At 72.3% G+C, this 16,185-nt stretch carries 12 protein-coding genes; 10 read left to right on the top strand and 2 right to left on the bottom strand.

Features of this window, described 5'->3' with window-relative positions; all coding sequences use genetic code 11:
- Positions 1 to 316: 316 nt before the first annotated feature.
- The 4 genes from EWV39_RS08205 (at position 317) to EWV39_RS08190 (ending at position 3,811) form a co-directional block, all read left to right on the top strand.
- Positions 317 to 916, top strand: coding sequence for an ATP-dependent Clp protease proteolytic subunit (locus EWV39_RS08205; RefSeq protein ID WP_165313266.1), 600 nt, complete (start codon positions 317 to 319; stop codon positions 914 to 916).
- A 53-nt stretch (positions 917 to 969) separates the two neighbouring features.
- Positions 970 to 1,653, top strand: coding sequence for an ATP-dependent Clp protease proteolytic subunit (locus EWV39_RS08200; RefSeq protein WP_129658510.1), 684 nt, complete (start codon positions 970 to 972; stop codon positions 1,651 to 1,653).
- 222 nt (positions 1,654 to 1,875) lie between these two features.
- The gene (gene clpX / locus EWV39_RS08195) at positions 1,876 to 3,171 is read left to right on the top strand and encodes an ATP-dependent Clp protease ATP-binding subunit ClpX (protein ID WP_129658508.1); all 1,296 of its coding nucleotides are present in this window, start codon (positions 1,876 to 1,878) and stop codon (positions 3,169 to 3,171) included.
- A gap of 19 nt (positions 3,172 to 3,190) precedes the next feature.
- The gene (locus EWV39_RS08190; RefSeq protein ID WP_129658506.1) at positions 3,191 to 3,811 is read left to right on the top strand and encodes a mycothiol-dependent nitroreductase Rv2466c family protein; all 621 of its coding nucleotides are present in this window, start codon (positions 3,191 to 3,193) and stop codon (positions 3,809 to 3,811) included.
- 39 nt (positions 3,812 to 3,850) lie between these two features.
- Here EWV39_RS08190 and EWV39_RS08185 read toward each other — a convergent pair whose 3' ends face one another.
- The gene (locus EWV39_RS08185; RefSeq protein ID WP_129658504.1) at positions 3,851 to 5,356 is read right to left on the bottom strand and encodes an LssY C-terminal domain-containing protein; all 1,506 of its coding nucleotides are present in this window, start codon (positions 5,354 to 5,356) and stop codon (positions 3,851 to 3,853) included.
- Between the two features lie 106 nt (positions 5,357 to 5,462).
- Complete coding sequence (valS, locus tag EWV39_RS08180) at positions 5,463 to 8,081, bottom strand: valine--tRNA ligase (RefSeq protein WP_129658502.1); 2,619 nt, start codon at positions 8,079 to 8,081, stop codon at positions 5,463 to 5,465.
- 196 nt (positions 8,082 to 8,277) lie between these two features.
- Between valS and EWV39_RS08175 the strand changes: the two genes are divergently transcribed.
- From EWV39_RS08175 to cobA, 6 genes are all read left to right on the top strand, one after another.
- On the top strand, positions 8,278 to 9,030 hold the full coding sequence (locus EWV39_RS08175) for a sirohydrochlorin chelatase (RefSeq protein WP_165313232.1): 753 nt from the start codon (positions 8,278 to 8,280) through the stop codon (positions 9,028 to 9,030).
- 205 nt (positions 9,031 to 9,235) lie between these two features.
- Positions 9,236 to 11,020 (top strand): nitrite/sulfite reductase, encoded by a 1,785-nt coding sequence (locus tag EWV39_RS08170; RefSeq protein WP_129658498.1) that lies wholly within the window; start codon positions 9,236 to 9,238, stop codon positions 11,018 to 11,020.
- Positions 11,017 to 11,724, top strand: coding sequence for a phosphoadenylyl-sulfate reductase (locus EWV39_RS08165; RefSeq protein WP_129658496.1), 708 nt, complete (start codon positions 11,017 to 11,019; stop codon positions 11,722 to 11,724). Before EWV39_RS08170 ends, EWV39_RS08165 begins: the two co-directional genes overlap by 4 nt.
- A 163-nt stretch (positions 11,725 to 11,887) precedes the next feature.
- On the top strand, positions 11,888 to 12,778 hold the full coding sequence (gene cysD / locus EWV39_RS08160) for a sulfate adenylyltransferase subunit CysD (protein ID WP_420329958.1): 891 nt from the start codon (positions 11,888 to 11,890) through the stop codon (positions 12,776 to 12,778).
- Position 12,779: 1 nt separating this feature from the next.
- Positions 12,780 to 14,225: a sulfate adenylyltransferase subunit 1 gene (locus EWV39_RS08155; RefSeq protein ID WP_129658494.1), complete on the top strand. Its 1,446-nt coding sequence runs from the start codon at positions 12,780 to 12,782 to the stop codon at positions 14,223 to 14,225.
- A 188-nt stretch (positions 14,226 to 14,413) separates the two neighbouring features.
- The gene (gene cobA / locus EWV39_RS08150) at positions 14,414 to 15,670 is read left to right on the top strand and encodes a uroporphyrinogen-III C-methyltransferase (RefSeq protein WP_129658492.1); all 1,257 of its coding nucleotides are present in this window, start codon (positions 14,414 to 14,416) and stop codon (positions 15,668 to 15,670) included.
- The last annotated feature ends 515 nt before the right edge of the window (positions 15,671 to 16,185 follow it).

Raw genomic sequence — 16,185 nt, 5'->3', positions numbered from 1 at the left:
CGCCGCGCACCGCCTTCCCCCGCCCCTCGCGCGGGAGGAGGCGGGGCGCGGCGTCGTCGCGTCCAGGGGCCGGCGAGGGCAGGAGCGGGCCCGCCCTCGCCCCGCCGCCCGCTCGCTGTGGGCGAGCGCGGCACGCCAACAGCGAACTACCGCCCCAGAGGCCGGACGCGGGCGGGAGCGCCTACTAGTCTCGTACACAGACAACAGCGGACCGCGGGCGCTCGAAGGCGCCACAGGCCCACCTGATGACAGTGAAAGAGGACATCACATGGCACCCCAGCTTCCCTACGGCGCAGGCAGTGCGAACACCCCTGCGATGAGCCAGCAGTCCAACGGCCAGGACGAGCACGTCTACAACCTCCTCCTCAAGGAGCGGATCATCTGGCTCGGCTCGGACGTCCGGGACGACAACGCCAACCTGATCTGCTCGCAGATGCTGCTGCTCTCCGCCGAGGACCCCAAGGCGGACATCTACCTCTACATCAACTCCCCGGGCGGCTCGATCACGGCAGGCATGGCGATCTACGACACCATGCAGCTGATCCCCAACGACGTCGTCACCATCGCGACCGGCATGGCCGCCTCGATGGGCCAGTTCCTGCTCTCCTCGGGCACGCCGGGGAAGCGGTACGCGACCCCCAACGCGCGCATCCTGATGCACCAGCCCTCGGGCGGCATCGGCGGCACCGCCTCGGACATCCGCACGCAGGCCGAGCTGATCCTGTCCATGAAGCGCCGCCTCTCCGAGCTCACCGCCGAGCAGACCGGCAAGTCGGTCGAGCAGATCCTCCGGGACAACGACCGCGACAACTGGTTCACCGCGGAGGAGGGCCTCGAGTACGGCTTCTTCGACCACATCGCCCAGAGCGCCGGCTCGGTCTCCGGCGGCGGCGGCACCCTCAAGGACGACGCCTAGGCCCCGTCCCGCCCATCGCTCGAACCAGACTTCTTCAGGAGAACCGAGGACCCATGAACTTCCAGACCCCTCAGACCCCGTCCGGTCAGGCATCCGGCCTGACGATGCCGAGCTCGCGCTACATCCTCCCCAACTTCGAGGAGCGCACCCCCTACGGCTACAAGCGCCAGGACCCCTACGCCAAGCTCTTCGAGGACCGCATCATCTTCCTCGGCGTGCAGGTCGACGACGCCTCGGCCGACGACATCATGGCCCAGCTGCTCGTGCTCGAGTCGCAGGACCCGGACCGGGACATCACCCTCTACATCAACTCGCCCGGCGGCTCCTTCACCGCGATGACGGCGATCTACGACACGATGCAGTACATCCGCCCCGAGATCCAGACCGTCTGCCTGGGCCAGGCGGCCTCCGCTGCGGCCGTGCTGCTCGCGGCCGGCACGCCGGGCAAGCGCCTCGCGCTGCCGAACACACGCGTGCTGATCCACCAGCCGGCGCTGGCCGGCCAGCAGGGCGGCCAGGCCTCGGACATCGAGATCCACGCCAACGAGGTCATGCGCATGCGGACCTGGCTCGAGGACACCCTCGCGCTGCACTCCGGCAAGACCAGCGCCGAGGTCAACAAGGACATCGAGCGCGACAAGATCCTGACCGCGCAGGAGTCCAAGAGCTACGGCCTCATCGACCAGGTGCTCGAGTCGCGCAAGATCAACAAGCCGGCGATCAACACCCAGGACTAGTCCCGGGCAGGCCACGGAGGCGGCCGGGCCCCGGTCCGGCCGCCTCCGGCCGTCGTGCGACGTCATCTGGGGGCCGACGTCGTCGAAGGGTGTCACACGGTGAGTCCTCCCGCCGGGTACGGGGTAGCCTAGGGACCGTGAGTCCACTGCACGCCAGGCGGCGGGGAGCCGCCTCCTCACCTCACCCACCTTCCGGGGGCTCTTCAGAAATGAGGATCAGTCATGTCCAGAATCGGTGAAAGCGCCGACCTGCTCAAGTGTTCCTTCTGCGGGAAGACGCAGAAGCAGGTGCGCAAGCTCATCGCCGGTCCCGGTGTGTACATCTGCGACGAGTGCATCGAGCTGTGCAACGAGATCATCGAGGAGGAGCTGACCGAGGTCGCGGAGATCGCCTCGATGGAGCTGCCGCGCCCCCGCGAGATCTTCGACTTCCTGCAGGAGTACGTGATCGGCCAGGAGCCCGCCAAGCGGGCGCTGTCGGTCGCGGTGTACAACCACTACAAGCGCATCCAGGCGCGCGACTCCGAGCAGCCCACCAGCGGGCAGGCGCTGATGGCGACCTCCGGCGAGGAGGTGGACCTGGCGAAGTCCAACATCCTGATGGTCGGCCCCACCGGCTCGGGCAAGACCTACCTGGCCCAGACGCTGGCGAAGAAGCTCAACGTCCCCTTCGCCGTCGCCGACGCGACGAGCCTGACGGAGGCCGGCTATGTGGGCGAGGACGTCGAGAACATCCTGCTCAAGCTGATCCAGGCCGCCGACTACGACGTCAAGAAGGCCGAGACCGGCATCATCTACATCGACGAGATCGACAAGATCTCGCGCAAGTCGGAGAACCCCTCCATCACCCGCGACGTCTCCGGCGAGGGCGTGCAGCAGGCACTGCTGAAGATCCTCGAGGGCACGGTCGCGGCGGTCCCGCCGCAGGGTGGGCGCAAGCACCCCCAGCAGGACTTCCTGCAGATCGACACCAGCAACGTGCTGTTCATCGTCGCCGGCGCCTTCGCCGGCCTCGAGGAGATCGTGGGGGCCCGCGTCGGCAAGAAGGGCATCGGCTTCGGCGCGCCCATCCAGGAGTCCGCCAAGGAGGTGGACATCCTGCAGAAGCTGCTGCCGGAGGACCTGCTCAAGTTCGGCCTGATCCCGGAGTTCATCGGCCGTCTCCCGGTCCTGACCAGCCTCAGCGGCCTGGACACGGAGAACCTCGCCCGGGTGCTGACCGAGCCGCGCAACGCGCTGGTGAAGCAGTACAAGCGGATGTTCGCCCTGGACGACGTCGAGCTGACGTTCGTCTCCGGCGCGATCGAGGCGATCGCCGAGCTGGCGATCGCGCGCGGCACCGGCGCCCGCGGCCTGCGCGCCATCATGGAGGAGCTGCTGCAGCCCATGATGTTCGAGATCCCCTCGCGCGAGGACGTCGCCGGGGTGGTGATCACCGCCGCCGCGGTGGAGGGAACCGAGGACCCGCAGATCGTCACCAAGGACGACCTGGAGGAAGCCCGAAAGGACGCATCATGACCCACGAAGGAGAGCTGCGATGACCCAGCACGTCGACTACTGGTTCGACCCGATCTGCCCATGGGCCTGGATGACCTCGCGCTGGATGACCGAGATCGAGGGCATCCGCGACGTCGAGGTGACCTGGCACCCGTTCAGCCTCGGCATCCTCAACGAGGGCAACGACCTCGAGGAGGGCTATCGCGAGCACATCGCCGCCTCCTGGGGCCCCGCCCGCGTCGCGATGGCGGTGCGGGAGCTGCACGGCCAGGAGAGCGTCAAGCCCTTCTACGACGCCGTCGGCACGGCCATCCACCCGGAGGGGACCGGAGAGGAGGACGACGCGGTGCGCTACCGCGAGGCGATCCTCCGCGGCCTGCGCGAGGCCGGCCTGCCCGAGGACCTGGTCGAGTACGCCGGGAAGACGGACTACGACGAGGCCCTGCGCGCCTCGAACCAGCGCGGCCTGGACCTGGTGGGCGACGACGTCGGCGTCCCGATCATCGCGATCGAGGGCACCGCGTTCTTCGGCCCCGTGATGTCCCCGGCGCCCAAGGGCGAGGAGGCCGGCCGCGTCTGGGACGGCGCCCTGGCCCTGGCCTCCTACGAGGGCTTCTTCGAGCTCAAGCGCTCCCGCACCCGCGGGCCGCAGTTCGACTAGGACGCGAAGGGCGCCCCGGGGCAGAGCGCCGGGAGCGCATCAGAGGGAGGGCCGGTCCGCCTCCGGCGAGGGGGCGGGGCTGGCGGACTCCGCGGCGGGGGCGTCATCGCGCCCCCGCCGTCCTCGTCTGCGCAGCCGGCGTCGGCGCCTGCGCGCCTGGGTCGAGGCCACGGTGTAGTTGACCGCGGAGTCCGAGGTGAACGTCAGCATCGCCGCGACCTGGCTGCCCATCAGCACGTACACGGCGTAGATGACCGAGCTGTCCACGGTCCCGGTGAGGATCCCGACGGCGTTGGCGACGAAGGTCAGGCACAGCAGCGCGAGCACGGTCTTGCGGGCGCGCTGGTGCCCGCGCACCACGTTCACGGCGAGGTAGACCTGGAAGAGCGCCAGCACCACGAGCAGGCCGGTGGAGGCCCACAGCAGGGTCCCCACCAGCTCCGCGGAGACGCCGTCCACCGGCCCCGGGCCGCCCTCGGCCGCGAGCTGCTCGATGTAGCCGGGCTCGAAGAGGCGGTGGATCCCGCGCCCCATCTGCAGCAGCGCGACGAAGGAGACCAGCGCGCCGGCGATCCACAGGTTCAGCGGCGCCTTCTCGGCCAGCTCCGCCGGATGCCGGTGGTACGAGTACCTCGAGCGCGGATGGCTGTCCGGGATCTCGGGCAGCCGCTCGACGACGTCGTGCAGCTCGAGGATCGGCAGGTCGCCGTCGGTCCTGATCGAGTCGCCCCCGCCGTTGCGCGAGTGGTAGCCGGTGGAGAAGTCCTCGACCATCCGCACCTCGGCCTCGGGGTTGCCGTAGGTCACGGTCTCCACGATGTAGTCCCGCTCGTGGTCGGTGTCCGCGTCGATCTTGTGGGTGACCTGGAGGGTGAACAGGGAGACGCCGACCGAGCGGTCGTAGGTCCCCGCCGCGACCCAGTCCACGGCGATCCCGCCGGGCAGGACCCAGCCCTCCGGCGTCTTCCAGAACCGCACGTGGTGCCGCTTGCCGGGATTGCCCCCGACCTCCTGCTGGTACGCGAAGTCCTGCTTGCGTCCGAACAGCAGCAGGGGGCTCACCGGCGCCTTGGGGTAGGAGGAGCGGCGCAGCGTCGAGACCACGATGCGCCAGGAGCTGGCCAGCGTGACGTCCTCGGCCAGGGTCCAGCCGGCGCGGCTCATCGCGGCGTGGACGTCGTTGGAGTCCCCGCGCACCGCCAGGTTGATGGGGTCGCCGAGCAGGCCGTCGCTGGTCTGCGTCCGGCCGATGAAGTAGTCCGGGACGTAGATCGCGGTGAGGATGCGGTGCAGGCGGGGGAGCGTCAGGTAGGCGAGCAGCCCCCAGAACACCAGGATCAGCAGGGCCGACCACCAGCTGTGCGTCACGGCCTCCAGGAGCGCGACGACGGCCAGCCAGACCGAGGCGACCCCGGCGAAGAAGAAGTAGAGCCTGTCCATGAAGCCGCTCAGGAGGCGGCGCGGCGCGTGCAGCTGGAAGCCGGGGCGGACGCCCGGGTGCTCGAGGTCCCCGCGGTAGACGGGGTAGTCGGGATCGTGCTGCACGGCTCTCCTTCACGCTGCTCGCGGGGGAAGGGCCGGGGCCGCGCCGCGCGGGGGCGGCCCCGGCCGGTCCGCCCGCCGGGAGGGGCCTCCCGGCGGGCGGAGGTGATCAGGCCTCGGCCGCCAGGGCGACGTCGGCCACCTCGATCTCCTCCCCGCCCTCGGCGAGCTCGAGGGAGCGGACGTTGCCGGCCGCCTTGAGGTCCTCCAAGCCGGCCCGGAGCCGGCCCAGCACCTCGGCGGGCGCCGCCACGGTCGCGGCGGTCACCTCGGTGCGCTGCTTGACCTTCGCCTCGGACTTGGACTTGCGCAGCCCGGACAGGGCCCGGCCGACGGCGGTGAGCACCTCGGCGTCGCCCCCCTCGGCGATCTCCGCGTAGTCGGCCGCCTCGGGCCAGGCGGCGCGGTGCACGGTGCCCTCGCGCCACCAGGACCACACCTCGTCGGTCGCGAAGGGGAGGAAGGGGGCGAAGAGCCGCAGCAGGGCGTCCAGGGTCGTGGCCAGCGCGGCGTGCACGGAGGCCTGCTCCTCGGGGCCCCGGGCGCCGTAGGCCCGGTCCTTGACGAGCTCGACGTAGTCGTCCGTGAAGGACCAGAAGAAGGACTCCGCGAGTTGCAGGGCCCGGGCGTACTCGTAGTTCTCGAAGGCCTCCGAGGCGGCCGCGACGACGTCGGTCAGCTGGGCGATCAGCGAGCGGTCCAGCCCGTTGGCCACGGTCGAGGCGGTCGCGCCCCGGCCGATGACCGAGGAGGAGTCCACGCCCTGCATGAGCACGAACTTCGACGCGTTCAGCAGCTTGATCGCCAGGCGGCGGCCGATCTTCATCTGGCCTTCGTCGTAGGCGGTGTCCGCGCCGAGGCGGGCCGAGGCGGCCCAGTAGCGCACGGCGTCGGCCCCGTACTTCTCCAGCACGTCGTTGGGGACCACCACGTTGCCCTTGGACTTGGACATCTTCTTCCGGTCCGGGTCCAGGATCCAGCCCGAGAGGGCGGTGTTGGTCCACGGCACGGAGCCGGCGAGGCTCTCGGCGCGCACCATGGTCGAGAACAGCCAGGTCCGGATGATGTCGTGCCCCTGCGGGCGCAGGTCCATCGGGAAGGTCTTGGCGTGCAGGTCCTCGTCCACGGCCCAGCCGGTGGCGATCTGCGGGGTCAGCGAGGAGGTGGCCCAGGTGTCCAGGACGTCCGGGTCCGCGACGAAGCCGCCGGGCTGGTCCCGCTGCTCGGGGGAGTAGCCCTCGGGCGCCTGGGAGGCGGGGTCCACCGGGAGGCGGTCCTCGGCGGGCAGCAGCGGCCGCTCGTAGTCGGGCTCGCCGTCCTCGCCCACCGGGTACCAGACCGGGATCGGGACGCCGAAGAAGCGCTGGCGGGAGACCAGCCAGTCGCCGTTGAGGCCCTCGACCCAGTTCTCGTAGCGGGAGCGCATGAAGCCGGGGTGCCAGGAGATCTCCCGGCCGCGCCCGATGAGCTTCTCGCGCCGCCCGGCGTCGCGGCCGCCGTTGCGGATGTACCACTGGCGGGAGGAGACGATCTCGAGCGGCTTGTCGCCCTTCTCGTAGAACTTCACCGGGTGCGTGATCCGCTTCGGCTCGCCCTCCATCTCGCCGGTCTCGCCGAGCATCTCGACGACGGCCTTCTGGGCGGAGAACACGGTGGCGCCGGCCATGCGCTCGTAGCGCTCGCGGCCGGCGTCGTCGGTGATCCACTCGGGGGTCTCGCGGGCGAAGCGGCCGTCGCGGCCCACCAGCGCACGGGTGGGCAGGTCCAGCTCGCGCCACCAGGTCACGTCGGTGGTGTCGCCGAAGGTGCAGATCATGGCGATGCCGGAGCCCTTGTCCGGCTGGGCGAGCGGATGGGCCCTGACCTCGACCTCGACGCCGAACAGCGGGGAGGTCACGGTGGTGCCGAACAGCTCGCGGTACCGCTCGTCCTCGGGATGGGCCACCAGCGCCACGCACGAGGCGAGCAGCTCGGGGCGAGTGGTCTCGATCCAGACCTTCCCGCCGTCGTGGCGGTGGAAGCTGATCCGGTGGTAGGCGCCCTCGCGCTCCTTATCCTCCAGCTCGGCCTGGGCGACCGCGGTGCGGAAGGTGACGTCCCATATGGTGGGCGCCTCGGCGAGGTAGGCGTCGCCGCCGGCGAGGTCCTTGAGGAAGCCGAGCTGGGAGACCTTGCGGGAGTGGGCGTCGATGGTGCGGTAGGTGCGGTCCCAGTCCACGGAGAGGCCGAGGGTCATGAACAGGTGCTCGAAGACCTTCTCGTCCTTCACCGCGAGCTCCTCGCAGAGCTCGATGAAGTTCTGGCGGGACACCACGTCCCAGTCCCGCTGGTTCTTGGCGGGCTTCTCGGGGGGGCGGTAGCCCTCGACGTACTCCCGGGAGGGGTCGCAGCGCACCCCGTAGTAGTTCTGCACGCGCCGCTCGGTCGGCAGGCCGTTGTCGTCCCAGCCGAGGGGGTAGAAGACGTTCTTGCCCCTCATCCGCTGGTAACGGGCGATGACGTCGGTCTGCGTGTAGGAGAACATGTGACCGACGTGCAGCGAGCCCGAGGCGGTGGGCGGCGGGGTGTCGATCGAGTAGACCTCGGCGCGCACGGTGTCGTCGTCGAAGGAGTAGGTCCCGTTCTCGCGCCAGGTCCTCGAGTACTTCTCCTCGAGGCCCTCGAGCGCGGGCTTCTCGGGAATGGTCACGGTGGCGGGCGTGTCTGTGCCCGGGGAGTTATCAGCCATGGTCCGCATTCTCTCACGTCGGAGGGGGCGGACCGGGCCGGCGTGCCCGCACGTGACCCCCTGCACATCCGTCCTCGGCCTCTATAGGGTTGGAGATGCGGGGTGCGGACGCTCGAGCGGATGTCCGCGGCGCCCGTCACCCCGCGCCACCCGCCCATGACGGACCCGACACCGAAGGCAGGCCATGGACCTCTCCGTGCTGAACCATCTCCACCTCGTCGCCTGCGGGCACGGCACCCGCGACCCGCGGGGGCAGAGCGCGCTCGCCGCCCTGGTCGAGGAGATCGGGCGGCACGCCGGCGTGCCCGTGCACGGCTGCTCGGTGGACGTCCAGGAGCCGGAGGTGGGCGACGTCGTGGCCGGGCTCAGCCCCGACGCCTCCGGCGTGATCGTCCCGCTGCTGCTCTCCACCGGCTTCCACACCCGCGTGGACCTCAAGCGGGCCGCCCACCGCTTCCCGGCGCCCGGGGACGGGGAGCCCGAGCACGAGGTGCTCGTCGCGGACCCGCTGGGCCCCTCGGTGCGCCTGGCCCGCCTCCAGGCGCGCCGGCTGCGCGAGGCCGGCTGGGAGCCGGGGGAGGAGCACGTGGTGATGGGCGTGGCCGGCTCCAGCGTGCTCTCCGGGCGCAGCGACGCCGAGACCCAGCGGGACTACCTGAGCCAGGTCCTCGAGGTGCCCGTCTCGCTGGGCTACGGCGCCTCGGCGGCGCCGGAGATCGGCGAGGCTGTCGCGGCGGCCCGCGCCGAGGGCGCCCGCCGGGTGGCGATCTCCTCCTACCTGCTGGCCCCGGGCACCTTCTACGACCGGCTGCTCGAGGCCGGGGCGGACCGGGTGAGCCCCCCGCTGCTGGTGGAGGACGACGCCGAGGGCACCGGCGTCGTCGCCGACCTCGCGGTCTCCCGGGCGGCGGAGTGCGCGCACCGGTTCCTCGAGGGCACCCAGCGCTGAGGCGCCCCGCCGCCGGTGCGTCGGCGGCTCCGCGGGGTGACGTCCCACGCGGGCTCGGCGGAGATGACGCCGCGCTCGCTGCGGGATCGATCCCGCACTGGGCGCATGACGTCTCCCGGCAAGTTTTGTGACCTCGCGAGACGCAGTGTTGGCCCGTGTTGAGGGCGGCTTCCTCCGCCGGCCCCGACTTCCTATTGTTCAATGCATGGCAGGCAACACACAGGACCACGTGGCAGAGCAGGCGAGCGGGAGCGCCCCCTCCGCCGGCAAGCGGCTGACCCCGGCCGGCGAGGACGCCCCGCGCAGCGCCCGGCCCCGGCGGGCGAGCAAGCCCAACGGCCAGTGGAAGGTCGACGGCACCGACCCCATGAACCACAACGAGGAGTTCAAGCAGGAGGACAACGGCCTCAACGTCCGCGAGCGGATCGAGAGCCGCTACGCCCGCGAGGGCTTCGACGCCATCAGCGACGACGACCTCCACGGCCGCTTCCGCTGGTGGGGCCTCTACACCCAGCGCAAGCCGGGGATCGACGGCGGCCGCACCGCGACGCTGGAGGCGCGCGAGCTCGAGGACAGGTACTTCATGATGCGCGTGCGCATGGACGGCGGCCGCCTGAGCCTGGAGCAGCTGCGCACCGTCGCCGGCATCTCCGAGGAGTTCGGCCGCGGCACCGCGGACATCACCGACCGGCAGAACATCCAGCTGCACTGGATCGACGTCCGGGACGTCCCGGAGATCTGGCGCCGCCTGGAGTCGGTGGGACTGTCCACCACCGAGGCCTGCGGCGACGTCTCCCGCGTGATCCTCGGCTCGCCGCTGGCCGGCGTCGCCGAGGAGGAGCTGCTGGACCCCACCCCGGTGATCGACGAGATCAAGGAGCGCTTCATCGGCGATCCGGAGCTATCCAACCTGCCGAGGAAGTTCAAGACGGCCGTCACGGGCCACCCCTCGCAGGACGTGGTCCACGAGATCAACGACATCTCCCTGGTCGGCGTCGAACACCCGGAGCACGGGGCCGGCTTCGACCTCTGGGTCGGCGGCGGGCTCTCCACCAACCCCCGGCTGGCCGAGCGGCTGGGCGCCTTCGTCCGGCCGGACCAGGCCCCCGACGTCTGGCACGGCGTGATCCGCATCTTCCGCGACTACGGCTACCGCCGGCTGCGCAACCGGGCCCGGCTGAAGTTCCTGCTCGCCGAGTGGGGGCCGGAGAAGTTCCGCCAGGTCCTGCAGGACGAGTACCTCGGCTACGAGCTGGCGGACGGCCCCGAGCCGGCCAAGCCCACCGTGACCGGCGACCACGTCGGCGTCCACCGGCAGAAGGACGGCCGGTACTACGTGGGGCTCAGCCCCGTGGTCGGCCGGGTCAGCGGCTCCGTGCTGCGCGAGCTCGCCGACCTCATGGAGGCCGCCGGCTCCGGGCGCCTGCGCACCACCCCGTACCAGAAGATCGTGGTCCTGGACGTCCCCGAGGATCGGGTCGAGGAGCTGGTGGCCGGCGCCGAGCACCTGGGCCTGACCGCCCGCCCGTCCCTGTTCCGCAAGGACACCATGGCCTGCACCGGCATCGAGTTCTGCAAGCTCGCGATCGTGGAGACCAAGGCGACCGCCAAGGACACCATCGACGAGCTCGAGGATCGGCTGGCCGACGTCGCCGAGCGGCTGCCGGGCCAGCTCACGCTGACCATCAACGGCTGCCCCAACTCCTGCGCCCGCATCCAGACCGCGGACATCGGGCTCAAGGGCCAGATCATCGCCGACGGCGAGGGCGGTCAGACCCCGGGCTTCCAGGTGCACCTGGGCGGCGGGCTCGCCGACCACACCAACCAGGCCCAGGGCGAGCTCGGCCGGACCGTGCGCGGGCTGAAGGTGCCAGCGGACGGCATCGCCGAGTACGTCGAGCGGCTGGTCCGCACCTACCTGGACCGCCGCGAGGAGGACGAGACCTTCGCCCACTGGGCCAAGAACGCGGAGGAGGAGGCGCTGGTATGACCACGCACGCAGGGACAGAGGAGCTGAGGGCGCTCGCCGAGGCCGGCGCCGAGGAGCTGGGCTGGGACGCCCCGGCCGAGGAGGTCGTCGCCTGGGTGGCGCGCACCTTCGGCACGGAGGAGGTCGCCGTCGCCTGCTCGATGGCCGACGCCGTGCTGCCGGCGATCGTGGCCGAGCAGCTGCCCGGCGTCGACGTCCTGTTCCTAGAGACCGGGTACCACTTCCAGGAGACGCTGGCGACGCGCGAGGAGGTGCAGCGCTCGCTGGACGTCAACGTCGTCGACGTCGAGCCCGAGCTCAGCGTCGCGGAGCAGGACGAGCGGCACGGCAAGGACCTCTTCTCCACCGACCCCGCCGCCTGCTGCCGCATGCGCAAGGTGGAGCCGCTCAAGCGCGCGCTGAGCGGCTACCGGCTGTGGTTCACGGGCGTGCGCCGCGACGAGGCGCCCACCCGCACCCACACGCCCCTGGTGACCTGGGACGAGGCCCACGGGCTGATCAAGGTCAACCCGCTGGCCCCCTGGACCTTCGACGAGCTGGTCGGCTACGCCGGCGAGCACCGCGTGCCGGTCAACATGCTGCTGTCCAACGGCTACCCCTCGATCGGCTGCGCGCCCTGCACCCGGCCCGTCGCCGAGGGGGAGGACCCCCGCGCCGGGCGCTGGTCGGGCCTGGCCAAGACCGAGTGCGGCATCCACCTGTAGGCCTCCGCCGGGGCCCACGGCCCCAGGGCCCGGCGGGCCCCGCACGGCGCGCCGAGGGCATCGCCCGCGCCGCACGCAGCACCACACCAGAGGAGCACACCAGTTGAGCACCATCACGACGCAGTCCAGGCCCGCCGCGGCCGCGGAACGGGGCGAGGCCCCCGTGCTGACCGACCTCGACCTGCTCGAGTCGGAGGCGATCCACATCATCCGGGAGGTGGTGGCCGAGTTCGAGCGGCCGGGCATGCTGTTCTCCGGCGGCAAGGACTCGGTGGTCATGGCCCATCTCGCCGCCAAGGCCTTCTTCCCCGGGACCATCCCCTTCCCGCTCGTGCACATCGACACCGGGCACAACTTCCCCGAGGTGCTCGAGTTCCGGGACCGCACGGTCCGGCGGCTGCGGACCCGCCTGGTGGTGGGCTCCGTCCAGGACTACATCGACCGCGGCGAGCTCGCCGAGCGCCCCGACGGCAGCCGCAACCCGCTGCAGACCGTCCCGCTGCTGGACACGATCGCCGCGCACCGGTTCGACGCCGTCTTCGGCGGCGGTCGCCGCGACGAGGACAAGGCGCGCGCCAAGGAGCGCGTGCTCAGCCTGCGCGACGAGTTCGGCCAGTGGGACCCGCGCCACCAGCGCCCCGAGTTGTGGAACCTCTACAACGGCCGGCACCGCGAGGGCCAGCACGTGAGGGCCTTCCCGCTGTCCAACTGGACCGAGCTGGACGTCTGGCGCTACATCGAGCGCGAGGGCATCGACCTGCCGGAGCTGTACTACGCGCACGAGCGGCCCACCTTCCTGCGCGACGGCATGATCCGGGCGGTGGGGGAGGTCTCCCGGCCCGAGCCCGGCGAGGAGGTGGTGACCCGGACCGTGCGCTACCGCACGGTGGGGGACATGTCCTGCACCGGCGCCGTGGCCTCGGACGCGCGCACCGCGGCGGAGGTCGTCGAGGAGGTCGCCGTCTCGACCCTGACCGAGCGCGGGGCCACCCGCGCGGACGACAGGATCTCCGAGGCGGCCATGGAGGATCGGAAGAAAGACGGGTACTTCTAGGATGAGCGACACCCAGACAGAGACGACGCCGGCCGCTCCGAGCGGATCCCGGGAGGCCGCGTCCGAGCCCCTCGGCCTCGCCGCCGCCGCCGACACGCTCGCGGCTGCCGGCAACGGCCCCCGCACCCTCCTGCGCTTCGCGACCGCCGGCTCCGTGGACGACGGCAAGTCCACGCTGGTCGGCCGCCTGCTCTTCGACGCCAAGGCGATCCTCGCCGACCAGCTCGACGCCGTCGCCCGGACCTCCGCCGAGCGCGGCTTCGGCGGCGGGCGGGGCGAGCTGGACCTCGCGCTGCTGACCGACGGCCTGCGGGCCGAGCGGGAGCAGGGCATCACGATCGACGTCGCCTACCGCTACTTCGCCACCGACCATCGCAACTTCGTCCTCGCCGACTGCCCCGGGCACGTGGAGTACACCAAGAACACCGTCACGGGGGCATCCACGGCCGACGCCGTCGTGCTGCTGGTCGACGCCCGCAACGGCGTGCTGGAGCAGACCCGGCGGCACCTGGCGGTGACCCGGCTGCTGCGGGTCCCGCACGTCGTCGTCGCGGTCAACAAGATCGATCTGGTGGACTACGATGCCGCCCGCTACGCCGGGATCGAGGAGGAGGTCCGCGGGATCGCCGCCGAGCTCGGCGTCGAGGAGGTCCACACGGTGCCAGTCTCCGCGCTGCGGGGCGACAACGTGGTGACGCCCTCCGGGCGGACCCCGTGGTACGAGGGGCCGACGCTGCTGCACCTGCTGGAGACCCTCCCGGACAGGGACCGGGCCCTGCAGCTGGCCGAGCCCTTCCGGCTCGCGGTCCAGACCGTGATCCGCCCCCAGGGCGGGCTGGCCGAGGGGGCCGACGCCGAGCGCTTCCGCGACTTCCGCGGCTACGCCGGCCAGATCTCCGCCGGCGAGGTCCGGGTGGGAGACCGTGTGGCCCTCGCCGGCACCGGGACCGCGACCGAGGTGACCGGCCTCTGGGTCGGCGCCCGCCCCGTCACCCGGGCGCGCTCGCCGCAGTCGGTGACCGTGGAGGTCGCCGACCAGCTGGACCTCGCCCGCGGGTCGCTGCTGGCCGCCGCCGACTCGGTGCCCGAGGCCCACGCCGAGTTCCCGGCGAGCCTGGCCTGGCTGGACGTCCAGCCGCTGCGTCCGGGCGCCAAGGTGCTGATCAAGCACGGCACCGCGACGGTCAAGGGCCTGGTGGGCGAGGTCGGTTCGCGCCTGGACCTGACCGACCTCTCCCACGCGCCGGCCGAGCAGCTGGGCCTCAACGACATCGGCACCGTGCGGATCAGGACCGCGACGCCGCTGCCGGTGGAGTCCTACGAGGAGCACCGGCAGACCGGGGCGTTCCTCGTGATCGACCCGCGCTCGGGGGACACGCTCGCGGCCGGCATCGCCGCGCCGGAGCCGTCCGCCGCGGAGGGGGACGAGGAGGACTGGCTCGCCTGACCGGCTGACCGGCTGACCGGCGGCCGGACGGGGCCGCGGAGGCAGCGCCCGGCCGCTCCGGCCCCCTCGCATCGTCCGCACCCGGACCGGCGGCCCGCCGCGCCCGGGAAGCACACACCGCCCCGCCGCCTGCGTCCGGTCCCGACCGGGCGCACGCGGCGGGACCCGAACCCCACAGGATGCACACCATGACCTATCCGCTCGGCCTCGACCTCCGGGGCAGGCGCGTGCTCGTCGTCGGCGGGGGAGCCCTGGCCTCCCGCCGCGTCGGGAGCCTGCTCGACGAGGGGGCCGACGTCGTCCTCGTGGCACCGCGCGCCCTCCCCGAGCTGGAGGAGCTCGCCGCCGCCGGCCGCCTGGACTGGCGACGCCGCGGCTTCGAGGAGGAGGACCTCGAGGCCGCCTGGCTCGTCCTCGCGCACACCGACTCGGCGCAGGTGCAGGACGCCGTCGCCGAGGCCGCCGAGCGCAGGCGGATCTTCTGCGTCAAGGGCGGCGACGCCGGGCGCGCCTCGGCGCACGTGCCCGCCCGGGCCTCCGCGCACGGGGTGAGCGTGGCCGTCAACGCCGGCCGGGACCCACGCCGGGCGCGCGAGGTCGCCGCCTGGGTCGCCGCCGCCCTGGAGAGCGGCGAGGCCCCGGTGGAGCCGCGGCGGGCGGACGCCGCGGCTCCACCGGGGCGGCAGGCGCCGGGCAGCGTCGCGCTGGTCGGCGGCGGGCCCGGCGAGGCCGGGCTGCTCACGGTCCGCGGGCGCTACCTGCTGGCCGGGGCCGACGTCATCGTGGCGGACCGGCTCGGGCCGCGCGAGGTGCTCGGGCGGCTCAAGGAGGGGGTGCGGGTCGTCGAGGTCGGCAAGACCGCCGGCTTCCACCCGGTGCCGCAGGAGCGGATCAACGAGATCCTGGTCGAGGAGGCCCGGGCCGGCGCGCGGGTGGTACGGCTCAAGGGCGGGGACCCGTACGTGCTGGGCCGCGGCGCCGAGGAGGAGCAGCACTGCGCGGCGCACGGCATCCCGGTGGAGGTGGTCCCGGGGGTCACCTCCGCCGTCTCCGTCCCGGCCGCGGCAGGGATCCCGGTGACGCACCGCGGGCTGGCGCACGGCTTCAGCGTCGTGACCGCCCACGACCAGATCGAGCAGGTGCCCTCCAGCGTGGAGCACACCCTGGTGCTGCTCATGGGCGTCAGCAAGCTCGAGCTGACGGCCGCGCGCCTCATGGAGGCGGGACGGGGGCCCGAGGTCCCCGTGGCCATCGTCGAGCGGGGCTGGACGCCGCGGCAGCGGGTCACCGTGGGCACGCTGGGGGACATCGCGGAGCGCGCCCGGGCCCGCGGGGTGGCCGCGCCGGCGGTGATCGTGGTGGGCGACGTCGCGCGCCTGGCCCGCACCGGCGAGGGGCCGGACGGCGGGGCGGCGGCCGCCGCGCGCGAGCTCTCCCTGAGCTGAGCGACCCGAGGGCTCATCCCTCAGGACCGGGCCTCAGCAGGGGGTGGCCCGCCCCCGATCCGCGGCCTGGACACCCGCCCCGGACTGAATCCTTGGTCATACTCCGCCGCGCCGTGAGGGCGCGCCTGGGGGTCCCGGGCCCCGGCTCCCACAAGATGCTGGGTCCTCCCGTCTCGCCCGCGCTCGCGCGGGTCGGGGAGGGGCCCGCGGGAGCGTATCGAATGCCATGAGGGGTTAGACAGCGTGCTGGGGGACTGCCTAGACTGAGGGACAGTGCGACGACCCGGCAATCACCGGCGAGCAATCCGGAAGAACAGGCGGTACCTGTGGCGTCCCAACCGACGCGCTGCGGCGCGGGGCTCCCACGGAATAGATACAGCCCCAGTAGAACCGGACGGGCAGGCCCGAGACAGCCGTGAATGAAGCGGTCGAGACCGTAGAGAATCTCCCGCGACGGCCGGACGCCGGCCGTCGCGGGGTCTCTCGGCCCCGGCAAGTGAGGTGGTACCGCGTCC

The sequence above is a fragment of the Rothia halotolerans genome, from assembly GCF_004136635.1.
GTDB lineage: Bacteria > Actinomycetota > Actinomycetes > Actinomycetales > Micrococcaceae > Rothia > Rothia halotolerans.
The sequence above is the reverse complement of the archived record's forward strand: the minus strand, read 5'-3'. Positions and strand labels throughout refer to the sequence as shown.